Below are 24,514 nucleotides of genomic sequence, written 5' to 3'. Positions count from 1 at the left end.
TCGCAAGAATTGGGCGTTATGTTTATAAATTGGTGTAATGATGAAATTTTTGAAAAATACAATAATTTTCATGGGGTTAATGTCGGTTTTAAGTGGATGTGCAGTCGATAGCCAGGTTAGCAAATCTCCGTACAGTAATGATTTTTTGAAAAGTAACTTCTATCGTGGCTACTCTATTTTTGAAGAAGAAAAAAGCTGTGTCAATGCTATTAAGTACTTTAAAAAAGGTGCTGATGATAAGGAATATATAAATATTTCAATGCTTTATTATGATTATTGCATCAAATCAGAGCGCTCTAAATATTATTACTATGGTATGCATACCATAGGTGTAGAGTCTGGTGATAATAATACTACTAAGGGTTTATCAAATGACGAATTAACTTGGATAGGGCTGCGAGCGGATCAGGGAGGTACGGTGGAGAACTATGCCATCGGCCAAATGTTCTTGAATGGGTATATGCTAGAAAAAAATAGAGAGAATGCTGTGTACTTTATGACGTTATCTGCCAAAGGTGGGTATGGTCGAGCTCAAATGCAGCTAGCTATGATACTAATGGAAATCGGAGAACAGCAGAATGCTCTTCTTTGGTTAAAGGAAGCATCTAAAAATCACTATCCAGGAGCCAAAGAAATGCTGGAAGGAATGAAGTTGATATTATAAACATAACAAACAATTTAATAGTGACTCCCAACACGTGGCAATTTCACTCTGATTTGAGTTTTGTGTTAACGGCGCAGTGGTTTAGTTTGGGTGTTATAGCGTTGTCGCACCTTAATGCGGCGTTGATACCAGCTGAAATCTTCACCCTAAATCTAACTCTAGGGTGAAATCTTGATTACAAATGGTTCTGAGGCAGTTGTGATTGACCGAGTACTGCGACAACTAAAATGAAGCCATCCTCTTTTGTAAAGTAAGCGGTATGCTTACCCACAGGGAAATAGAATCCGCTTGGGTATATGTCGTTACAACTACGACCAACAGCCGGGTTATCGGCAAGCATTTGAAACCCGACTAGTAGCGTATCTTTGTAGCTTCGCCACTGCATCTCGGAGTAATTGTTAACGGTATAGCTTTTAATTTTTCGTAAATGAGTCTGGGCTAATTTACTTAGTTTGTATTTGTTTTTTTGCATAACGGGTTATAAGGCGCTCAAAAATTCTTCACCATCAACCACATCGCCTTGTGCTAAGTCTTGCTTAGCTGACTCAAAACAATGTCTAAGGTAACCAGTTTTCATTGCTTCTAGTTCTTCATAGTCTTGAATAGACATTACAACTACGGCATCTTTGCTGTTTTTACTAATCTTAACCGGCTCGCGTTGAGCGCTTAGAAGTAGCTCACCAAAATTACGTTTGGCATCATTTGCTGTTAATGTATGCATGGTTTATCTCCAAATCTGGAATTACAGTAAGATTATAGTTGGTCGCATGAAATGGTCAATCTAATTAAATCGTGCGATTTGTTTAAAAGGTAAACATACAAGCGTTTAAGACGGATTCCCAACGCTCGGGATTTTCGGTTTACTTTGGGTTAAGTGTTTATGTCACAATGGTTTAGGTAGGGTGGTAGGCGTTGCTCACCACTTAACGCGGCGTTAGCTATTATTCAAGGTTAATTTATGAGTAATAAAGAAGTTACATTTTTAGGACGGACTGTTGATAATCGAGATATGATGGAATGGATTGCATCAGTTGATGCTTGGGACTATTGCGATGGCTCTTTACTCGCTAAACTTGTATTAAAATCTGATATACCTCCTGCTTATAGACCCTTAATAGCTTCCATTATAGATGGCAGCAGAAAACAAAAAGTAAAAGCAGCCGCACATTTAAAAATTCCAGCAAATGAAAGAATGTATATTGCAGAAACAATATCAATGAATTTAGGCCTAATTAGCGAATTTAAAACTGCTAAATTATCCGAAGGCGAGACCCTGCTTGAACACCAAGCAGATAAAGAAGGTATTGAACCAATAGATGTTAAAAGATGGTTAGAAAATCGAGCGATGGAGATCAAACAAGATGCGGCTGATCAACTAGGCGTAAGTCTTCAAACTATAGAAAATTTGCTAAGAGATTTTAGGTATAAATTAGCTAATTTTCCGGACGTATAGAGCAAATGGTTTTGCACTGCATGAACAGATTTAGAGTAGTTCTGGTTCGTTGATATATTTACCTCATCTACTAAGTAAGAGGTTAAAAAATGAAACTTAATGAATTAGCTCGTCATATTTCAATGGTCATAAAACTTTTAAAGTTACTGATCACTTTCGGTAAAGTATTAGATTGTATCGGTGATTTGCTATTCAATAAAAATAGCTAACAAAGCATTTAAGAGGGATTCTCAACGCTTGGCATTTTTGTGTCTACTTCAAATGTCGTTGTTTTACTTTTCAGTCTTGTAACAATAAGTTAGGGCTTTGGTCATTACTGAGTCCTCGCAGATAGCGCAATACCATTTCATTACTCTTCCAGTCACCGAGCTGGATCAATTGAGTTAAGGTCAATCCTGCTGCGTACCCATCTTGTAGGGCTCCAACTCGGCTTGAGTGTCCACTCCACACTTCTCGGTGCGCTCCATTTTGCGTGACAATGTCACCTTCAACAAGAAGCGTTTTATGCGCTCGTTGATAAATGCGATCCACGGTCATGCCTGACATGGGGGTTTGACGGTAGCCCGCGGGCCTCGCCCCTGTTGGCGTCAGCCAGCAGAAGATGAAGTCGTCTTCTTGAAGTCCTTGGCAATAAGTGGCTAAATATCGCTTCACAATAGTGGAAAACTGACGAGTGAGTCGTTTAGGCTCAGGACTAATCGTCGTTTTTGATGTGACCCGCTCAATGTTGATGTCTCCATTATCGAGTATTTTAATGTGTTTTTTACGGATTTTTCCAATTTCCCCCTCACGAAGTAGCGTACCGTAAGCCAATGTGAGTAAGGTGAGATCTCGGTAAGGAAGTGGGACTTTGTCATTGCCCCACAGGCTCATTAATTTATCTAAATGAGCCCGACGAAAAGGTTTGGCTTGGAGTTCGATCACCTGAGTGCCGGTGAGTTCCATTTCATCTTTTGCTAATGATTTAAAAAAATGTTGGAGGATTGGATCTTTGGTGATGTCTTCTATGCCCATCATTTTGTGAAAAAGGCTGAGTTGCGCTCGATATTGTTTTAAAGTGTTGATTTTTATTTGTTTCTCGAGTTTTAATGCTTTAAACCAAGTCAACAAGAGCGGCGCGTGAATAGGAAAGGAGTAAAGGTCGCCTACTTTACAATGCTCGTCCCACTTCCTGATCACAAAAGCCAGCATTTTCAGTGTATTGGTGCTTAACCCTCCCCGGTTTTCTTCAAAGGCCTTCAGGTGTTTGAGCGCTATAGGGAGCATGTCCCAGTCAGGTGAAAAGCTGTCGGTGAGATCGGGAAAGTTGAGTTTAAAGCGACTGAGTTGATGTTGCTGTTCTTGCCACTGATTGATCACATCTTGCTGAGATTTTAAATGTGACAACGTCACTTGATTTTTCTTGTTGTGTGGCTTGGTTAGCGTGCTCATCTTGGGCTCTCTATCTCAACAGTGTGATATAACTTTAATTATATCACACTGTTGATGGATTCAAACTTAGACTTACACAACCCAAAGGCTATAACGCTGTATTCGAGAGCTATGGTCTATTTCCTGAATTATATGTAAATAATGTCACACGGGTAAAAAATCAACCTGAGAAGCTTTCGGACAAAAGTTTGCTAGCGCCTTTGCTAAATTAGCGATTTATGAATAACTATAGGTATGGAAAGTCGTTTAACTTAGTGTCCAGTATTGATGGTGCAGATCATGAAGGGCTGGTTATGATAACTGAACTCAGTGTTAATGAAATAATTGAACATTATCTGAGCGCTTCAACAAAGCCAAGTTTTAGTGTTGCAACAATGCCGTCAACGATGCAAAAACATCAATGCGGGCATGGGTTCATTGTTAATAAAGCACCTTTCATTCTATTAAACCGCTACAAAATCAAGTTTACTCCCATTGTTTTTCAGTGTACAAAATAGATATTGTACACTGAACAATAGAGTAAAATCATGAATGCCAATACGATAGCAAACAAATACCTTGAAGCACTTGAAGAAGCAAACATTGAAAACTTTTCACGCCAGATGCGTTGGTGAGTTCACCACTTTACGGTGAAAGTAAGGCTGCAGACTTTTATCCTGAATTGTTTGAAGATACGAGCAGTTCAAAGCTAACCTTGAAGGGGGTAATGGAAGGAAAATCAACTTGTGACTGTACATATTTGATATCTATCTGGTTCTATTTTGACTGGACACTTGCCAATGGTGAACCTGCACCTTTTAATGTTGTCGATGTGTTAGAAGTCGACAAAGGTAGCCGCTTGATTACCAAATTAAATATTGTTTACGATACTTCTAGCATTAGAAGTTCGTTCAATCTGTCTAAAAAGCAGACCTCCCTTTAGCAAGTACTTTCTAGATAGCGGTACCTTTATGAAAAGAAAAGCAAATACAACACCTCTCTCTAAGGAAATTATAATCGAGGTAGCACTGAATCTTATTGCGGAGAAAGGAATCGATACTTTTAGTATTCGAGACGTAGCTAGACGGTTAGATACCTATCCAACAGCTATCTATTGGTATTTTAAAAACAAAAACACACTGTTAGGTGAAATTGCAAATACAGTGATGTCTAGTGTCACACCTAACTACGGTAACCTGGATTGGCACGTCTGGCTGACCTTGTTATTCCAAAACTACAGAGATGCAGTAAGACAACATCCCCACATCGCAGATTTGATAGGAGGGAGACTTCTGGCAAATGCGTATCAAGATCCTAGATTGCTAGATGGAATTGTAGCTGTGCTTTTGGACGCAAATTGTCCGCCGTCTCATATAGTCCCTATGTACAACACAGTAATTGCATCAATGTGTGGTTTCGTAACCATGGAGTTCGGTCATTTACCGCTAGACAATGCGGATGAATGGGAAGCTAAATTAAGAGGGGAGGCTAAGAAGGTAGAAAGTAGTGAGTATCCAAACTTAACTCGTTTTCTACCTCAAATGATGAATAATTCTTTCATTTTACGCTGGAAAAATGGCTATGACAAACCGATGGACGAGAGTTTTAATAGGTATGTTGATGTTTTTATAGATGGTTTGAAACACCAGATTAACGAACTAAAGGAGTTTGAGGCCCAACGGAACGAAAGTGCACGCTTAAAGATTTAAAGTAATGATTTATAAGCACATTTACAAATTAAATGTACAAAAATAAAGCAACGCATTAACTTTGCTTTATTGATATAACCTCCAATCGCACGATCTAACCCTTTAAAAGGGGCTGTTGCAACTAATCAGAAACAGCCCCCGACTTAGGGTAATTTATTGCGGATAATTACCAATATTTGAAATACACAATAAAAACATAAGAAAAAGGAACCGTTATGTGTTTGCGACAATCAATGTTCAGTTCGCTGCCTCTATTATTACTTGCTAGTCACTCTGGTTTTGCTCTTTCTCAAGGAACGGCGAACTCCGAAAATTCAAATGATGTAGGTTTCGTTACCACATCGAACTCACCTACATGGTTGCGTGACATTAAAGTCTCTCCTAATGGTGAGCAGATTGCATTTACTTACTCAGGGCAGATATGGGTAGTCCCTGCGCGGGGAGGTGAGGCCATTGCTTTGACCAGTAGTGACACTTATAGTCAACATCCAACCTGGTCTCCGGATAGTCAATCCATTGCCTTTACTGCGGACCGTTTTGGCCCCGGTGACGTGTTTGTTGTGCCTAGCATTGGGGGGCAGGCGACACGTTTGACCTACCACTATGCAAAGGATATTCCTTATTCATTCTCGCCAGATGGTCAAGATGTTTATTTCAGTTCAAGGCGTTTAGGCAGTTCCGAGGCAAACTTTAATGCAGGGTTAGGGGGAAATGATGCCTCGCAGATCTATTCAGTCTCTGTCGTCGGTGGTAGAGAAAAACTGATTTTACCCACTCAAGCAAGAGATATTGCTTTTAATACATCTGGCAGTCAGTTTCTTTATACCAACACGCCATCTTATGAACAAAATTGGCGTAAACGAGCAGTATCTGATGCTACTCGAGATATCTGGTTGTTCGACACTCAGTCGAAAAAACATACCGCATTGACAGATTTTCGAGGTGAAGACCGCAATGCTGTATGGGCTCAAGATGAAGCTTCATTCTATTATCTAAGTGAACGTTCAGGTAGCTTTAACATATGGCAGAAAAATATTAATGGAAACACAGAACCAAAGCAGATTAGTCATCATAAAAAATTACCCGTTCGCTTTTTGTCACAAAGTAATACCGGCGATTTAGTTTACGGCTTTGATGGTCAAATTTGGCGTCAGTCTTCAGGAGCAGAAAAGGCACAGAAAGTCTCGATCTCAATTCGCCAAATTAATCTGTCCTCTGGTCAATATTTCGTTAATTTGAACGATCAAGCATCTGAAATTGTTATCTCACCGACCTCTCCGGAAGCTGCGATCATTGCTCGGGGTGATGTTTATATTGTGTCTGGTTTATCGGGTAACACGAAAAGAGTGACAAACACTCCGCAGCAAGAGAAGAATGTTTCCTTCTCGAATGACGGTTATCGAGTGATATATAGTTCGGAGCGCAATGGGCATTGGGATGTATTTCAAACTTATGTAAATGATACGGCGAAGAGTTTTTCGACTTCTCTGGATCTGAAAGAAGAGCAATTATCAGATGAGGGAGCCGATGAGATTCAGCCGCTATTTTCTCCTAATGGTAAACGAGTGGCTTACCGTGAAGATCGAAATAGTATTAAAGTTTATGACTTAGAGAACGATGAGACTTACGAACTGTTAAGCAATCAACAGGTCTACTCATATTCAGACGAGGACTTAACCTATTCCTGGTCTCCAGATAGCCAATACTTAGTCACGAGAAACCGAGCTTCATTTAATAGTGATATTGTCATTTTATCTGCAGATAACAGCCAAGAGCCTATCAATGTAAGCAATAGCGGTTTTTCTGATACCCAACCTAAATTTAGTGCAGATGGGCAGATCGTATATTGGTTAAGTAATAAAAATGCGCTTAGAACGATAGATGAAAGTGCGGTGCAAGCAGACATCTATGCAGTATATTTAAACCGTAAAGCTCAACACCAAGCGCTAAAGACCAAAGAACAAAAATGGTTAGATGAAGAGATTGCAGCAGACAAAGACGAACCAGAGCATGATACAACGCCAGAGCCGACAGTCATTGATCAAAACGGGCTAAAATATCGTACTCAGCGTATTACACCATATTCATTACAACCGCTGTTTTTCCAGCTCACAGCAGACAACAAAAACATGATTGTTGCTCACTATGTTGGAGACGTGATTGAGTTTACAGAGGTTGATATAGAGACTGGTGAAACATACACCCTGTTCACGCGAAGCGCGAGTGATATAAACGCGATCACAATGACTCCGGATGATGAATTACTGGTGGTGATTGGGACCCAAGGTATTGAACGCTTGACCATCGCTTCTGGTGAGTCTGATTTTGTGGATTATGAAGCAAATGCTTATTATGATTTTAGCCGTGAAATTGAGTACATTTTTGATCATGTGTGGCGACTTACTGAGAGTAAGTTCTACGATACTGAAATGCACGGCGTTGATTGGAGTGCCTACGGTGAGCGTTATAAAAAGCAACTAAGAGGCATTCACAACTATACTGACTTTGCTGAATTACTGAGTGAAATGGTGGGTGAATTGAACGCCTCCCATACTGGTGCATCATATCGAACTGAATATGCGACTTGGGAAGAGCCTGCGTCATTGGGACTTTATTATGATGATCACTATCGTGCTAAAGGGGTTCGGATAAAATCGATATTACCGGGTGGGCCTGCAGATACATTTAACTCGCCACTTAAAACAGGCAGTATCATTTATGCGGTAAATGGAAAAGAGATATCAGAGAAACAAGATATCTATTCTGCGCTGAATTTTACTCAGGGAAAACTAACTCAACTCACTGTGTTGGCACCCGGAGAGACACTGCCGGTTCAATTTAAGCTGCTGCCTATCAGTTTAGGGTTAGAGGGACAGTTGGCTTATGATGTGTGGGTAGATCAACGTAAAGCCATAACGGAAAATCTTTCAGATGGAAAAATAGGTTATCTACATCTTCAGTCAATGGACAGTGATGGCTTTACTCAAATGCAGAATGATTTGTTTGGTGACTTAAAAGACAAGCAGGCGGTGATTGTTGATGTGCGATTTAATGGTGGCGGTTTTTTACATGATCAAGTCATGAGTATTCTGTCTGGGGTTCGTCATAGTAAAATGGAAACTCGGGATGGTTACGAAGTCTCGAGTTTTCCTGAAAGACGTTGGGCAAAACCAAGTCTGATGATTGCTAATGCGAGCAGTTATTCTGACGCCTCAATTGTGCCTTATTTTTATCAAAAAGAGGGGGTAGGTTTGTTAGTGGGTGAGCGGGTTCCGGGAACGGGGACTGCTGTGATTTGGGAAAGTCAGCAAGAGCCTAATCTGACTTATGGCGTTCCGCAATTAGGATTTAAAGATGACCAAGGTAATTGGTTTGAAAATAAAGAGATTGTTCCAGATCTGTTGGTGTATAACGATCCAAACTCAATAGCGAAAGGTGAAGATAAACAGTTGCAAGCATCAATCAAACTACTCTTGAGTGAGATTGATAAACGCTAATTAAGGGTTCTGTCGCAAATCTAGTTAGAGGCGTGACAGTCCAATCCGACAGATACAATTATGCTGCGAGTGCGTAAAATCGCTCAAAGGCTGTCTGGCCTTCAACATCTATCTGATCTTGTTTCAACTCACGCCCATGCAAACTGGCCAAAGCTCCTTCCGTTGACTTCTAACCTAGAGCTTGACGTGTTTTCTGCTTAACCCAACGGTGACTCTACTCAACGATATTGTTCAGATATTTAATGTCCAAAATCTCTACCAATAAGAGCATGAAATAACCCGTCAACCAAAGCTGAACATTCATTGAATCAATGGCCGCGTAGTTACTCTTACTTCCATCTAGGGGTTTTGCGCCCATTTCAGCGAAAAGTCCAATGAGAGTCGCTAGCCCTTTATTTATAAGGACTGACAGTTATGGTCCATTTCCTGAACCATATTTTATAACGTTGTCAAAGTCGTTTGGTGATCACACTTTTCTTTTTGGGTGTGCTAAATTGGAGTTGGACAAAAACTTGTTACGATCTTCAATAGGCATAATGTGTCGAATAACCTTGTTAACTCAAAATATTCAAGCTACCAATCAAACCCCAACCCACGAAATCTTAACTTGCGGACAACAAATTATAAATTCTTGTAAGTAATCCCTTCCGTAAGCACGGAGTCATCGAATCTAACTGTGACTTCAGTAAAATTGGTAATTGCTCTCTATTGTCTTTGCCAAAAAAGTGGTCGAGGCTACTGACTCGATGAACCTCCATACAGAAATCCCAAAATAGCTCTAGGTCATGATGATCCCATTTGCCAATAGCATCAAGCCAATCATCCGCCTTTAAAGTCAGTGGCTCCTGACGATTAGTTGCATGCGTATATGCTTTTCTGTCAACTTCGATCCATTTTGATGTAACTATCTCTTCGATAAGTTGAGTATGATTATCTTTACTCTCTTTTTCCTTGAAATATGATCTCAACTCATCGATGTGTTTTGGTAAACCAGAATTACAAGAAAAAGTGTGAAAGTGTCGTTCTTCTGATGGTGTTATGTACTTAAGCCTTTCTTGAGCGATGTTGACGATATTAGACAATCGTTGGTCGTTAGATGCACCTAATGAGTATAAATAGGCAAGGAAATTAACAGCGCTATACCATAAGCTCAGCGATGGGTTAGTTTCATTCGATACATAATCAATTAAAGCTGATATTTTTACTCCAAGCTCTTCATCAGAATACCGACTTAACCCTTTCGCATGAATGAAATCTGATAATTCATTGGTTTTTGGGTGAAGATTATGTAGGTCAGAATCTCGCAATGGTCTCGATAAACAGCCAAGTGTAAACTCAATAAATGAAGTGCTTTCATTATGAAATATGTATTGCTTATAAAATGGATGGCGTTCATCTTGCTCATCATGCATGCATATAGTATTGATTTGTTTAACTATTTCATCCAGATCTTGATCTTGTTGATGATGCAAAAAAGAGAGGTACAGCATTTTATGGAAAAGCGTTTGCTTAGAACTCTCGACATCAATTTCATCCTCCATAGTGTCTAACATGCTAGATACCTGTTTCATCCTGTCACATAGCCTAATAAGTACTCGTAAGTTCAAAGGCTGTATCTCATCTAATCGTTTAATCATAAAACGTTGAATGTCAGTGGAAACATCTAAAGTTCCGAAAGCGATATCGAATGCATTTTCACTAGAGATCTCATACTTAAATTTCCAGCAAATTACCTTTTCGATAAGAGATTTACTGACTGATGACTTCGAATCATTCATAACCACTATCGCTTTAATGCTGCTTTCTGAATTGCACATGTCATATAGCTCCCCAAGTATAAGGGATGCTAGAGAACGATCTTCAATACGTTCAAGATCATCAACGATAATTGTCACATCGTTAATTTTTGAAATTATGGATTGTTTCACTAAGCCAGATAGTGACTCAATCAATTGATTGGATTTTGTAACATCACCAAATGTACTAACAGCTTTTGAGAATATACTCACTGTTTTTGCTGCGGTGTCTGATTCAGACTCGCTAGCTAAAGACAAATATTTTCCTATTAGCTTCTCGTGAAACTGCTGTAACGATTGGATACCTAAAACCGATATTAGTAAGCAATCTTGATCTGAGTATGTGCTGTATTCATGAGTTATAAAATGAGTTTTGCCAACTCCCCAAGCACCATCCAACAGAACAATTGGCGCAAGAGAACAGTTCTCAAACACATCATTAATTTGTTTTGCTAAGTTACTCATTTATTACCTTAAGCCCAATATCTAATGTAGATTTGATTTAGCAAATCACATTACAAAAACTAGGTCAAATGAAGGTTGAAATAACTTCCACAGTGAGCTGGCTAAACTTGATGTATGGAATCCACTTCCTCTCTGCCAATCTACACTTAGCAGAGTCACGATAATTCGAGGGTTCTAATATGTTGACGAATAATGTTATCGCTATCGACTTAGCAAAAAATGTTTTTCAAGTGTGTCATATCAGTATTCATGGTGAAATGCTGTCTAATAGACCTCTTAGTCGGCAAAAAATGAAAGAGTTTCTTGCTAAAGCAAAACCCTCAATTGTTGCTATGGAAGGGTGTTGTGGTTGCCATTATTGGGGACAACTGGCAGAAAAATTCGGACATGAAGTGCGGATCATTAACCCAAAGAAAGTAAAAGGTTACTTAGAGGGTCATAAAACCGACCATAATGATGCACTGGCAATTGCCAATGCAGCCATCCAGATAGGAATTAAGTTCAGTCGTCCCAAGTCACTTGAGCAACAATCAATGCAATCTTTAGAAAGTAGTCGTAGATTTTTGTCACGTACAGTAGCTTCTTTAGGGTTACATATTAGAAGTACCATTTTAGGTTATGGAGTTGCTAACCCCAGGGGTGAGAAAGGCCTGAAAGCTTCTGTTCAAGCCGCTCTAGATGGTGAAACCCAAATACCTCCAACTGTTGTGTCCGTTCTATCTATGCTCTGGGAGCAGTACAAAGAATTAAAAGCACAGCTCATCTCATTCGAGAAAGAAAAGAATGCAATGACACGACAAATAGAGCCATGTCAGCGGTTAATGAAGATAGAAGGTGTTGGTGAGGCAACTGCAGCAATGCTATACAACACGCTTGGAGATGGAAAACAATTTAAGAACGGAAGACAAGCTTCAGCTTTTGTTGGTTTGACTCCGAAACAGCATAGTTCTGGCGGCAAAGTTATTATGATTGGCATTGATAAATGTGGCGGCGTGAAAGAGCTTCGTTCTCTGCTTTATTTAGGAGCGATGTCGTACGTTGGACGACTACCTGAAAAGCCAAAAACTCAAAAGGATAAGTGGCTCAGAAGTATTATCGACCGTATTGGTTTTAAGAGGGCCTGTATTGCTTTAGCTAACAAGGTAGTAAGGACTGCATGGGCGATGCTCCGTTATGACACCGAATATAAACCTGTATTACTCACTGAATAATCATTACTAAATTCAATAATTTTACAAAATGATGAAGCATAAAAGGTAAGACCAACCTACTGAAAACCTGTCCGAAATGTAATGCTCATGAAGCTGCTAGCTCGATAAGGACGGTAGGTGCGCAAACATCAAAGGCTAGAAGGTAGCTCCTTCAACAAGAAGCCGAATATACGTACGCATCTTAATTTTTATAGCTAAATCACTTTGTAAATACGTGGATTCCATATACATTTCGGGGCAAAACTTTCTTAGCCGATCTTCTGACACAACTCGTCTTTGGACAAAAACGTGTTATGAAGTTCTGAAAGCTTCCATATTTCAGATTACCTCTGCTATGAAAAAGTACGAGTATCACCTACAAATAAATGACCAGTTTAAGTAATCCACTACACCCTTAAGTTAAATAAAAATTATTCAATTACGAATAAATCATTCAGGAAGATTAAGTACTGTACTTTATTTACTATTTACTATTTACTTTCAGAATATATCCTGGTGTTTTGCACCCATCCACTCGAAATTAACAGTACAGTTAGATAAGTTTAAGGTGTAAAAACATAGAAAGCATCACTTAATAATGAACCTATTATATTAAGTGATGCTTTTATTTTGAATAAACTAACTAAGGACAAACACCGACTTTAGGTGTAGGTGGAACGCCTGTACTAGAATCTGGCACACCATTCGTTATACCAAGAAGAATATCGGGAACAGTTTCTAGATTACAGTTATCACCTTTACAAGGCATAGACATAGTAAAGTGTGCGTCCTGTAATACTACCACATTGTAGTTATAAGCAACTGCATCACGTCGCCCTAATTGACCTAGAGTTGCTTGGTTAGCTGCTGTGTTTATAAAACCTGACGTTTTGCCTGTAAACCAATCGTGGTTCACTTCTTCTGCAGTGGCACAGCGACGGGTTACATAGCGTGAGCCATCTTTTAGGTTTTCAATATCATTAATACAATATTGCAAATCTGAATTAACCGTACCCGACTTATGGCTACTCAAAGAAACATCACAAACTGTTAAAACATGCGAGCGTTCACAAATAAATTTAGGGCCGCGACAAATCTGACAACTTACTGGTTTAATTGGATTTAACGAAGGTGTGCTGCTATATGTTACATCGCCAGTAGCGGTATCACCATTCGCATCTGTAACGGTGAGCGATATTTTCCCTGAAATAGCATTACAAGTGCTAGGTACCGCAGGAAAAGCGACGGTTGGATTGTCTGTAGTACCACCGGTAATTACTAAGCCATTGGCATCGGCACCTAGCCCCCAATTATAATGGTAAGGTGGTAAACCTCCCGAGATGGTTGGGACATGCAGTGAATGATTGCCTGCAATACCTGCCACTGTTAGCCCTGTATTCGCACTAAGATCAACAGTTTTAGGCATCGGCGGAGTAGCAGGTTTAATGTCAATAACAAATGACTTGCTGCCTGATTGGTAATGGTTAGCAGAATCACCTGCTGTCATCGTTGCTGTGTAAGTACCTTTTGAAGCGCCAATTGGATTAATTTCCAAAGTTGCCGTATTCAATCCAGAAAACACCATGTCCAATGTTGCGGGGGGAGTCGGATTAGGGGTAATCGTCCATGTTGTTGTGGTTGGCGTGACGTCACTACCACTTACGCTATCGGCAAAGGTTGTGCCAATAAAGGTCGGCGGCTCCGAATCATCTGCGATTAGGTTAATACGGTGGGCGCTGTTCGTATTTACTACGATGGTTGGTTCGAAAACAGTCACATTAACTGTGTCAGTTCCCGGTATTCCACCACCTGTTACATCAACTTCAAAGGTCAACGTTGTGTCCGCTGTTACATCAGGCGCGACGAAACTGGCGCCATTGGTATTGCCATTAATCAGCGTTACCGTAGGAGTGCCTACTGTTTGTGACCATGCGTAGTTAGCCGCATTGCTTGATACAGCGTGTAGCTGGACCGTTGCGCCCGATCTAACGCGAATATCGCTACCTGCGCTTACCTTTAAGGGGTTAGCAGTAATAGTAACAGTAACAGGTACATGTACTATATTGCCTGCGCCTGTTGCGGTAAAGTCAAAGGTCAGGGTTGTATCTGCGTTAACGGCAGGTGCAACAAAACTCGCATTTAAATATTTTACATCGCCTATTACAGAAGCGTTAGTAATAGTACCTACAGATAGTCCCGCTGAACTCTGAGTCCATGCTAAATTTTCGACAGTACCCGCGCCTGTAACACTACCCGCTAGATTAACCGTTGCTCCCGCATGAACTGAAACATTGTTTGAATGCGCATCAATATCAGGAACGCCCTGAACAACAACATTTACAGACGCACTTTTAACTTGTCCATTGCTGGTGCCTGTCACGGTAAAGCTAAACGTTTCTTTCACGCCTTCCGCTTGTGAAGGTGCAATAAAGGTTGGATTAGCCAGTGTTGCATCAGACAATGAAACGTTTTGACCTGCGGTTTGTATCCATTGCCATGTTGCACCTGCACCATTTACTCCCTGAGCGCGTAATTGAACGGTACTGCCTTCTGTTACCGAGAAGTCAACGCCTGCATTAACACTAAACGGCGGTTGTTCTACGGTCATTATAATACTACCAGAAGCGGTATTATTAAGACTATCAGTTACCGTTACGCCAAATTGTAAATCAACACTGTGGGTAACATTAGGTGCTGTAAAACTCGGGTTATTGGTGCTAGTAGCGCTAAGGCTAGGAGGGGTAGAGTCTGCCCATGCATAACTAAAAGGACCTTTACCGCTAGTAACATTGGCATGTAAATGACCGGTGTTCCCAGAAGGGATATTTGCCCCCGCCCCTAAGTCGACTCGCATTTTTAAATCACTAATGTTAATAGTAACTGTCGCTTTAGCGGTTGCAGAGTTAGCACTGTCAGTTGCAATAACTTCTAAAACCAAGATTCTATCTTGGTCAACTGCCGGAATATCAAGACTGGTATGAGCTAGCGCGGGGTTGGCGATGTCTCCTGTTACCACACCGGAACCGCCATCACTCACAACACTCCAAGCATAAGTCGCCGTGCCATTTACATCTGTTGTTGATGCAAGTAAATCAACTGTATTTCCTTCAGATACCGAACGTATAGGAGCTCCTGCAGTGAGTTTGATAGCTGTTTGCACTTGATAGCTTACCGTGTCCGTAATAGGGGTATTGTCATTATCTGTTACGGTGACTTCAAGTACTATCGTGCCACTGGTTTTGGGCGCCGTAAAACTTGGCGTTGCCGTATTTGCATCGGTAATTATAATGGTTGTGCCACTGGTTTGAGCCCATGCATAAGTCGGCGTGCCATTAGAGTTTGTTACAGTCGCTCTTGGGGTTACCACTGCGTTAGCAACAACTGTTTCATCATTAGACGCGACAACAGTCAATGGTAATTTCGGTGGTATGTTTAATGGGTCAATATCAAAAGTTACTTGCGCTGTTTTGACGTCTGTGCCATCACCCACTTCAACTTCTAATACTAAATTTTGATGACCACCGGTGACGGTTGGCACTGTAAAGTAAGGATTGCCTGTCGTATCACCAATGATACCCCCAACAATATTTGGCCCACTTATTTGTGTCCACTTGTAAGTGATGGTGCCTGCTGCATTCATGACCGAAACAGTAGGGTTCGCTAGACGACCACCAATAACACTTTCATGCCCCGCCATGCTTAATGATAATGTGGGTTTACTAGGTGAATTATATGGAACAACTTGGTATTGAGAGTGAACCGTTTTACTAATGCTTTTACCATTAACGCTATAAGTGATAACAGCTTGCAACTCAACTGGTGTTGTTTTACTAACATTTGGCGCTACCACTATAGGTTGGCTGGTATTAGCGCCAGCTATCACTAAATCGGTAGGTGCGGGGTTAGGTTTCACTACTGTCCATGCATAGGTGAAAGTACCACCAGATGCAGTATTTTCGTGTACATCAACACTGGGTTTAAAGGTCTTGCCTGACTCAATTTGATTATTCTGATGTGTACTTTGATTAGGACCTGTGGCTAGGTTACTGCCGCTTTGGTTCTGATGCGAATTTACCGTAAATAAAGGTTTAGCGGTGTATCTTACACTTCGCGTGATTTGATTAACGCCGTCGCTCACTGCCAAATTCACGACAATGTTAGTGTCTTTGCTGACTGTTGGCACAACAAAGCTTGGTGCTGCTGTAGTTTCATCAACCAAGGTAACTACAGAACTCGTCCAACGAATGGAATAATTGCCTGTGCCTCCACTAATGTGTGATTGCGGCAGAACACTGTCGCCTTCAGCAACGTCCGCGCTTGCAGGGTGTAATATAGAAACAGCTAACTTAGGGGCTGCTTTTACAGTGACTACATGCGTAGATGTAACTTGTTGGCCATTCGCATCGGTTACCTTTACTTCCCACGTAAAGTCGGTGTCTGTGGTTACCGTTGGAGGTGTTACATCAGGATTTTCAGCTGTAAGGCTTGTAATCGGCGCTGTAGGACCACTTGTTTGAGACCACGCATAAGTAAATGGCGCTGTGCCGCCTTGCACTCTGCCTTTTAAGGAGATAACGCCATGGCCATTATAAACCTCGTGCTGCGCACCTTGCTGTGGGCTAAACGGCTTGCCTAATACGTTAACTACTTGCGTTTGAGAAATACTTTTTCCACTGCCAGATTCTGTAGCTGTTACATTAAAAGTCAACTTCCCTGCGGCTGAAGGCGCGACAAAAGTTGCGGTAGGTTGAGAGGTGTCGGTATGAGTTATAACAACCGGAGTACCCGTCACTTGTACTTGTGTCCAAGCATATGTAAATGAGCCGCCTCCGCCAGTTTGGCTAACCTGTGTAGTTAAGTGAACTGTATCACCGGAAGTAGCTTGTTTTACTGTATGAGCCGTTTGTTGTTGACTGTTAACTTGTGATTGCCCTGTATTAGGCTGATTAGTAAATGCAATATCTGGAGGAGTTACTGTGACAAACCACAATGTATCAAAAAGGTCACCCTCATCGTTAGTCGTTTGAGCACTAAAGGCAAGCTCGGTATCTTTGTTAACATCTGGTGCGGTAAATAATATTTCACCATTATTAGCAGTAAACACAACGTCAGGCCCTTCGTCTTGTGCCCATGTAATCATAGCATTCTGTTTTACTATGCTTGTTTCTGTATACAGTGCATTTAAAATCACCTCATCAGACGAATTTACCTTAGTTGGCCCACTAATAGTCAACGCACCTATTTCAACAGGTTGCACTGAATTAAGCACAGCAATGGACACACTTTCACTCACTGTCGCACCTTTGTAGCTCGCTGTGACTAGCACAATCGCTTCATCAATATCTGCGACAGCAACAAAATGAGCTGTATTATTCTTGCTCGCCAAACCAATTGATTGTGAAGATTTATCTTCCCACACATAAGTCACACCACTATTAACATTTGCTCCATTAGCACTAAGTATCGCACTAAGGTTGACTGTTTCACCCGCGTCAGCTACAGAGGGGGCACTAATCGATAAACTTAAGTTAGGCGTGGTATCTGAAGGAATGCTTGCTTTATCACAAGCCGTTAACCCAATCAGTAAAAATAAACTTATAACACGAAATAAAGTCATAAAATATCCAAAGATTAATTAAACGCTCAAGCCAAACAAAAGGCTTAAGTTTGGTAAGTGAATCGTGTCATCGCCATCTTCAATGGCGAAGTAAGATAATTTAACGCCAATGTAGGGTTGAATGGCTGAATGTGGCAAAAAGTAAATTTGATTGCCTACTTGAAAACCTGTTGCGCCATCACGCCAAGCTTGGCCTTTAATTTCGCCCTCAGCCCAAACATATGAAACACCAGCATAAACTGAAGATTCCATGGTGGGAGATTGATGCCATTGGTAATGATAATTTAGCTGTAGTGATTCAAAGTTAAGCTTGGTGGTTTCTTGGCAAGATTGGTTACCACAGTGGGCAAGCACATCAGCACTATATTCATCAGTTTTGCTCCAGCCTAATGCAAGGAACGCATTTTGTGGTAATACTTGATGATGTAATTGAATTGAAACATCCAACCCCAGTTGAGTGTCAGAGTCAGTATCAAATACTTCACTGGTATTTAACTGGTAGTAGTCTTCTGCATTCAAGTAATTGGCGTGCAGGCCGACTTCAAATTGAAACAACGGTTTATCTGTAACTACGTTTATATCTGATGCAAAACTGTTAGCTGAAATAAGCAAAGGGAGTATAAATAGACTATGTTTTATTATTTTTATATTGCTAAATAGTTGAAGCATCTTTCATCCTTGCGAAATAATAAATTATTGATATGTCAATTGTTTATTTAATTATAGTAGCTATTACTCGTTTAAATTTCAAACAAACTCTGTCTGTTTTAATAAAACTAGAAGGATCTAACTAAAAACATGATAACTTGTCCATAGGAGATATAGCTATCGGGGTGTAGTGGCATAGAAATATGAGCCAGCTCTGAGACCTATAGTCACAACCACTAAAAATACCACGCGTTACAAATCCGTTTGAAGCCTTGTTAGACGTGCAATAAGCTATTCTCTATCTCTGAAATTTGTTTGCCAATTTGGGCTTTGGCCTCTTTGTAGTGGATTAGAAAAATTGGCGGCATAGTTAGAGCTCTCGGCATGAGGAAAAGTTAGTCAAATTACAGGATTTGAAACTGACTTCAATCCCTCCCCGGCTCACTTTGGGGCAGAACTTTGTTAACCGTACTTCACACAAACCGTACTTCTCATGTCATTACTGAGGGATCCTGACGGGATAAGTACCAATCGATTCTGTCGTATTACTTCATTCTAGTTGTCGTTGATACTTTTCGCCTTACACTTCGATATTCAGCGATTGTGACTTCTTAATCCTGAGCTCTTTGGTGCTGAGATTTTCTTCCTTCCAGATGTTTTTAATCGTACCGATACTCACGGTGATATTGTGGCTCTGTTGCAAAGTTCGTCGAATCAGCTAATCTTTTCTGTTTTTAGGCCTGCTCGCTCATGACACTCTTTAAGTATCGACAATTTTCCTATGACATCATCATTTGGGCTGTACGTGGGTATTGTAAATACGGGATAAGCTATCGAGAGCTCGAAGAGATGCTCTGTGAACGGGGTGTCAATGTAGATCACAGTACGATTTATCGTTGGGTTCAACGTTATGCGCCTGAAATTGAAAAACGATTACGATGGTACTGGAAACCTAAAATGGGGTTGAATTGGCAAGTGGATGAAACCTACATCAAAGTGAAAGGAAAATGGGTGTACCTGTATCGTGCTATTGATAAGAAAGCCCATACTGTCGATTTCTATTTATCACCTAGACGCAATGCTAAAGCGGCGAAACGCTTTTGGGTAAGGCGTTGAAAGGACTCAAGTGCTGGGAGTCGCCCCTCCGCCATCAATACCGACAAGGCCGCTTCCTATGGGGTCGCCATCACGGAATTAAAGAAAGAAGGTCAATGCCCTGAAGCGCTTGAACATAGGCAAATTAAATACCTGAACAATGCAGTAGAAGCCGATCATGGAAAACTGAAAAGGCTCATCAATCCAGTCAGAGGATTTAAAACAATGAAGACGGCTTATGCCACTATCAAAGGATTTGAAGTGATGCACATGTTTAAGAAAGGCCAGTTCAATATCTGGTTATCAGGTCAAGGAATAGCAGGAGAGGTCCGTCTAATCACCAATGCATTGGTGAACTATTAATCATTATTCAGATAACCGGAGCACTGTCGGTTAGGCTCAATCTTTGCAACAGAGCCGAGCATGGTTTAAAACTCCTGCTTCTCATAACTGATAAATAATACGTATTTAAGCTATATTAGACAGAATCAAACTTAAGTCGGTAATGAAAATTTTTGAATAATTTGGGGATATTTTACCGCTATAGAGCTAGGTCAAAGCGCTAAGCTTTTCCGAAACAACCTGTTCGACTCCTTACTTGGCTTGATGGACGTACAAACCAAAGAATACCGAGAGGAACAAGATATCTTCGCACCATGTCGATAGTGCTTTTTTCTTGAACTTAAGTGCGAACTTGAATAAGTAACGGGTAAGCTCCTCTTGCCTTAACCAATTAATTCATCACCTCTAAAAAGAAAAGGCCTCGGTCTTTTCTTTTTTTATCCATCGCTAACGTGACGCTAGAGTGCTAATTTATAATCACGACACAATGAGCGATATTTGTTAGAAAAAACAAAGAGAGAGTCCATGCTAGTCACAAAGACAATAAACTATCTCCTCATTAAACTGACTCAAGATGACTCTTAAATCGCGTCTTCATTGCAATCGTTAATTTAATAAAATCAAATATTTATATCATTTAGAAGTTCAGCAATATCACTAAGGACAGCGAATGGACGCTTTCATAATTTCAAGCTGGCAATTTTCTGAGGGTGTGGCACATGAACACACCACTAGCCCAACCCCATTCGAGCAATCAACTTGGTACCACTGCCAAAGAGATGCTGAAGGGTTGAGAGAATGGCTCCACAGTAATACGGTTCCAAATGCCATCATCGATTCATTACTCACAGACGACACTCGTCCTCGATTTGAGCAGTTTGGTCACGACTGCTTTTTGATGATCTTGCGAGGCATTAACTTAAACGAAGGTGCGAATCCTGACGATATGTTGAGCTTACGCATCTTATGGTACAAAGGCACCTTAATCTCGACACGTAAAGTTCCTTCGAAAGCGGTCAGTAATCTAATATCCGATCTAAAACAAAACCAAGGTCCAACATCATTACCTGATGTCTTACTGGGAATGATCCGTGGAATTAACCATTACATATCAAGCTTCTTGACTCCCGTCGAACAACTGATTGATGAGCTAGAGTCTGAATCTCATATTGATATTAAGTCCATCAATGCTCTGCATTCAAGGCTACTTAGGCTAAGGCGCTATTTGAAGCCACAGAAATACGTTTTTGAGGATTTAATGAGTGAACTGCCAGCTCCATTGAGTAAGCACAACAGTCATATAAAGAACAGCCTTGATACCATACTCAGGATTAACGAGTCGGTTGAGTTTTATATCGATCAAATTAATGTATTTTTGGCCAGTCGAAGTCAGCTACAAGCTGAGAAAATGAATAGAAATACGTACCTATTTTCTATTATTGCGGGTATTTTCCTCCCTGCCGGATTTTTTACCGGTTTACTCGGGGTCAATATTGCTGGTATCCCAGGAACAGACAACCCCATGGCGTTTCCACTATTTTGTGTTGGACTGCTCACGGTCGTGGCGATTGAAGTCATTATTTTGAAAAAATTGAGGTTTATTTAATGGTTGAGTTTTTGCAATCCAATATGTGGCTTAAGCAAGTAAGTTTAGGTTTGCTGCTTATCGTTGTGTATTGGGTGATAAAACGCTTGGGGAAGAACTGGATAGAAACATTAGCGGAAAATAAGCGGGTCGAGTTGAAGCGGAAGCAGTTCGTGATCAAGTGTTTCAATATCGTTCTATTTCTACTCTTCATCGCTGTGTTTACGATTGTTCTTAACTTGGGCTTTGGTGATATTTCGCTGTTCTTGTCATCCATATTCGCGGTGTTGGGTGTCGCTTTATTCGCGCAATGGTCGATTCTAAGTAACCTCACAGCCAGCGTACTAATATTTTTCGTATTCCCTTATCGCATTGGTGACAGAGTAAGAGTCGCGGAGAAAGACGAAGATATCAGCGGTGTGATCATCGATATTACCATGTTCCACGTTATTCTTCGACACAGTTCGGGCAACATTATCACCTACCCTAATAACCTGATCCTACAAAAAGGCGTGATAAAGGTTTTAGTTGAACCTGAGTTAAACAATGAATCTGTCGACTCAAAGCTCATCACAGCTAAAGAAACAAAAAAGTAACACGCCCTGCTCAAGCTCCTCATTAGTAATGATCAACAGAGGGCAACATTTTTTGCCCTCTTTCAATTAATAGCAACTCTTCGGCTCTGTTGCAAAGTTCGTCGAGACTTGTTGAGCAAGGTAGTGGCACTATTGATACTGATTTACCCTCGATAATTTTGCAAATGATATCGACAGTAAACTGGGATTTAGAATCCATATAGAACATCCTTAGCCCCTTCTAAAGTTTAATTAATTACTTTAAAAGGTAAGCCAATTTAGTCCCGTCAAAATCCCTCGGTAGTTATTGCAATGACAAAGTCGCTTGGTAATTAAGGTACGACAGAATCGCTTGGTGATCACACAAACCGTACTTCTCACACAACTCGTATTTGGACATAAATGAGCTACAGCTTCCCCTAAATTAGCAATTTATAGATAACTAAAAGTATGGAAAGTCGATTAACGTAGCGTCCAGTATTGATGGTGCAGTTCAGGATTAACCAGTTCTCCTTTTGGGTCATATCAAGGAGAAAAAAGCCGAGCTCATCGAGTTCGGCTTTTTTGTAACGGTATAATTATTGGATATCTTGGGTCTGAGTTTATCTAAAGAACAGCGGGTGGATAGAGAACTCTTTGTTTAAATCTGTTATATCTAAGAACGGTTTATCGAAGCTAGAATAAATCGTAAGCGTTGCTGATTTTTTAATGCCGATAACACCTATACAAAACCACACGTTCATCAAGTTTTCAAACTCAAGAGCGATGTCAGTATGCTTTTCACTATCATCAATTACAGAGCGATTAATCAGATACTCTTGTATTTTATCTTTAACAGAAATATCTTCAGCTTTGAAGCAAGGAGTTCGAATGAATGAAATACAATCAAGATAGTCTTTGATGTGTGAATAGAAGCTAACCCATTCTTTAATCATTGCTTGCTTTCTAGAATGGTAGAATTTCTCTTCAGCGGTTAAAACCAAGTTTTCATTCAAATAAGTAGCACCATTAGCCTCAGCAAGGCACAAGTTGATAAAGTCTATAGCGTCTCTAGGTCTTAACATAGTTCGTGAGAGTATAAACTCATCTACACTTTGTCCATTAACTTCAAAATTGAAGATATCAGAGAAGGTAACAACCTCTTTACCTGCATACTGATGCTTGATTAAGTGATCAATTCGATAGTCTAGTATCTTCCTAATTTCAGTTATGTTCCAATCGATAGGGATGATTAGAGATTTATCTTTTTCTTCTTGACGCAAATTGTCTCGATATATACCCATAATAATATCGGTACGAATGGAAATTAAAATTTTAACTGACTTAATATCAAAAAGTTCTTTGAAAGCATCCATTAAGGCATTTATAAAGTCATATCTAATCTGACTAGAACTGAGCCAAGACTTATCCAAGTCATCAATACTAATTATGATTCTCATCTGTTTTTCGTCCAGAGACTCTTCTTTAATTAGTTTGATCAATTCTTTTTGTTTTCTTAATAGCTCACTACTGACGTACCTAGATGTTGCACGCTGTATTTTCTCTGTTGATTCATTAGAACCTTTACCACCGACTTTTAAAACTGGTAGACCGAGGGTGGAAGATAACTCATGCTGCATTTTGTCTGTAATTTCAGCGACAATATCGTCATTAAAAAAACTATCTCTGAACGATTCGACGTACTCTTTAGCAAGTTCAAGGTTATACTTTGGCTTTTTACCCACTCCAAACTCAGTGAACGCCTCTAAGAAAGAAGCATTCGTGGGGTATAGTAAATCTATAACTTTAACCAAGAGAACATGTTGCCACAACGATTTATAGAACACTCGTAGATCAACACCATTCTCCATAAGTTGAGAGATAAAGACATTGTTCTTGATATGTTCAAAAACCGTCGATTCAGCCTCAATAATGTCGTGTTTCTTGATCTTCTTATCTATAGATAACTGCTTTAATAACGCGGTTTTACCAGAGCCAGTTCGACCTATGATGATTCTTTTTGCGAAATCATTGTCATCATCAAACTTTACTAAGCTTTTATAAATATCTGACTCAAGAAAACAATCGGTCAAAAAGCTATCCGTCTCTGCGTCTAAGTTACCAATAGTGTCAGTTTTCCTAAACCTATAATGTGTCATTCCTAATGTCCTAATAGGGTGATATATCAAAAGCAATTTATCACATATGTGTACTGTTTCAATTGATTTGGCTTATAAAAGATAAGTAGGTCAAAGCGCATTAATATCATTAAGTTATGGAGATGCGTTAAGATGGTCAAATTTATCCCCGTAATACAACACGGGGATTTACAAACGAACACCACTAGAGGAATGGATAACTTTTTGTAGGGTAAATTTACATCAGCAAGATATGAAAGAGCATTTACTCTGAATGACTTTGGGGCAGAACCTTCTTAGCCGATCTTCTGACACAACTCGTCTTTGGACAAAATGTATGGTACGCCCCGT

Annotated in this window: 15 protein-coding genes and 2 pseudogenes; 9 read left to right on the top strand and 8 right to left on the bottom strand. The window is 40.2% G+C overall.

Translation table 11 applies throughout. From position 1 onward, the window contains the following. The first annotated feature begins 37 nt into the window (after positions 1-37). Entirely contained in the window at positions 38-664 is a 627-nt protein-coding gene (locus tag FCV43_RS14720; RefSeq protein WP_136995627.1) for a sel1 repeat family protein, read from the top strand. A gap of 175 nt (positions 665-839) precedes the next feature. On the opposite strand, the gene FCV43_RS14715 is transcribed toward FCV43_RS14720, so the two are convergent. Together FCV43_RS14715 and FCV43_RS14710 are read right to left on the bottom strand one after the other, a co-directional pair. Continuing rightward, positions 840-1,136: a type II toxin-antitoxin system RelE/ParE family toxin gene (locus FCV43_RS14715; RefSeq protein WP_136995626.1), complete on the bottom strand. Its 297-nt coding sequence runs from the start codon at positions 1,134-1,136 to the stop codon at positions 840-842. Positions 1,137-1,142: 6 nt separating this feature from the next. Continuing rightward, a complete protein-coding gene (locus FCV43_RS14710; protein ID WP_136995625.1) occupies positions 1,143-1,385 on the bottom strand; it encodes a type II toxin-antitoxin system Phd/YefM family antitoxin in 243 nt (80 codons plus the stop codon). A 237-nt stretch (positions 1,386-1,622) separates the two neighbouring features. On the opposite strand from FCV43_RS14710, the gene FCV43_RS14705 reads away from it, so the two are divergent. Next, entirely contained in the window at positions 1,623-2,117 is a 495-nt protein-coding gene (locus tag FCV43_RS14705) for a hypothetical protein (protein WP_136995624.1), read from the top strand. 279 nt (positions 2,118-2,396) lie between these two features. Here FCV43_RS14705 and FCV43_RS14700 read toward each other — a convergent pair whose 3' ends face one another. Further along, the gene (locus FCV43_RS14700) at positions 2,397-3,548 is read right to left on the bottom strand and encodes a tyrosine-type recombinase/integrase (protein WP_136995623.1); all 1,152 of its coding nucleotides are present in this window, start codon (positions 3,546-3,548) and stop codon (positions 2,397-2,399) included. 610 nt (positions 3,549-4,158) lie between these two features. On the opposite strand from FCV43_RS14700, the gene FCV43_RS14695 reads away from it, so the two are divergent. From FCV43_RS14695 to FCV43_RS14685, 3 genes are all read left to right on the top strand, one after another. After that, entirely contained in the window at positions 4,159-4,470 is a 312-nt protein-coding gene (locus FCV43_RS14695; protein ID WP_240697174.1) for a hypothetical protein, read from the top strand. A 28-nt stretch (positions 4,471-4,498) separates the two neighbouring features. Continuing rightward, positions 4,499-5,236 carry a TetR/AcrR family transcriptional regulator gene (locus tag FCV43_RS14690; RefSeq protein ID WP_136995622.1) on the top strand — a complete coding sequence of 246 codons (738 nt, stop codon included), beginning with the start codon at positions 4,499-4,501 and terminating at the stop codon, positions 5,234-5,236. A gap of 233 nt (positions 5,237-5,469) precedes the next feature. Then, positions 5,470-8,733, top strand: coding sequence for a S41 family peptidase (locus FCV43_RS14685; protein ID WP_431188295.1), 3,264 nt, complete (start codon positions 5,470-5,472; stop codon positions 8,731-8,733). Between the two features lie 58 nt (positions 8,734-8,791). On the opposite strand, the pseudogene FCV43_RS20855 reads toward FCV43_RS14685, so the two are convergent. Both FCV43_RS20855 and FCV43_RS14680 read right to left on the bottom strand, forming a co-directional pair. Next, positions 8,792-9,076 (bottom strand): annotated as a pseudogene (locus FCV43_RS20855) (IS6 family transposase); the annotation flags it as partial. A gap of 259 nt (positions 9,077-9,335) precedes the next feature. Beyond that, on the bottom strand, positions 9,336-10,994 hold the full coding sequence (locus FCV43_RS14680; RefSeq protein ID WP_136995620.1) for a P-loop NTPase fold protein: 1,659 nt from the start codon (positions 10,992-10,994) through the stop codon (positions 9,336-9,338). A 179-nt stretch (positions 10,995-11,173) separates the two neighbouring features. On the opposite strand from FCV43_RS14680, the gene FCV43_RS14675 reads away from it, so the two are divergent. After that, positions 11,174-12,205: an IS110 family transposase gene (locus tag FCV43_RS14675; RefSeq protein WP_136995619.1), complete on the top strand. Its 1,032-nt coding sequence runs from the start codon at positions 11,174-11,176 to the stop codon at positions 12,203-12,205. 622 nt (positions 12,206-12,827) lie between these two features. On the opposite strand, the gene FCV43_RS20410 is transcribed toward FCV43_RS14675, so the two are convergent. Together FCV43_RS20410 and FCV43_RS14665 are read right to left on the bottom strand one after the other, a co-directional pair. Beyond that, the gene (locus FCV43_RS20410; protein WP_170961666.1) at positions 12,828-17,801 is read right to left on the bottom strand and encodes a PKD domain-containing protein; all 4,974 of its coding nucleotides are present in this window, start codon (positions 17,799-17,801) and stop codon (positions 12,828-12,830) included. Between the two features lie 18 nt (positions 17,802-17,819). Further along, positions 17,820-18,470 carry a hypothetical protein gene (locus FCV43_RS14665; RefSeq protein WP_136995618.1) on the bottom strand — a complete coding sequence of 217 codons (651 nt, stop codon included), beginning with the start codon at positions 18,468-18,470 and terminating at the stop codon, positions 17,820-17,822. Between the two features lie 729 nt (positions 18,471-19,199). Here FCV43_RS14665 and FCV43_RS14660 point away from each other — a divergent pair. The 3 genes and pseudogenes from FCV43_RS14660 to FCV43_RS14650 all read left to right on the top strand — a co-directional run bounded on the left by FCV43_RS14660 (position 19,200) and on the right by FCV43_RS14650 (position 22,067). After that, positions 19,200-19,907: pseudogene (locus tag FCV43_RS14660) on the top strand (IS6 family transposase). Positions 19,908-20,556: 649 nt separating this feature from the next. Continuing rightward, positions 20,557-21,492, top strand: a complete 936-nt coding sequence (locus FCV43_RS14655) for a CorA family divalent cation transporter (RefSeq protein WP_136995617.1) — start codon at positions 20,557-20,559, stop codon at positions 21,490-21,492. Next, positions 21,492-22,067 carry a mechanosensitive ion channel family protein gene (locus FCV43_RS14650; protein WP_136995616.1) on the top strand — a complete coding sequence of 192 codons (576 nt, stop codon included), beginning with the start codon at positions 21,492-21,494 and terminating at the stop codon, positions 22,065-22,067. The genes FCV43_RS14655 and FCV43_RS14650 overlap by 1 nt, the downstream gene beginning before the upstream one ends. 581 nt (positions 22,068-22,648) lie before the next feature. Here FCV43_RS14650 and FCV43_RS14645 read toward each other — a convergent pair. Continuing rightward, positions 22,649-24,184: a P-loop ATPase, Sll1717 family gene (locus FCV43_RS14645; RefSeq protein WP_136995615.1), complete on the bottom strand. Its 1,536-nt coding sequence runs from the start codon at positions 24,182-24,184 to the stop codon at positions 22,649-22,651. Positions 24,185-24,514: the final 330 nt, after the last annotated feature.

It is taken from the genome of Vibrio genomosp. F6 (genome assembly GCF_005146325.1).
GTDB classification, from domain to species: domain Bacteria; phylum Pseudomonadota; class Gammaproteobacteria; order Enterobacterales; family Vibrionaceae; genus Vibrio; species Vibrio cortegadensis.
The sequence above is the reverse complement of the archived record's forward strand: the minus strand, read 5'-3'. Positions and strand labels throughout refer to the sequence as shown.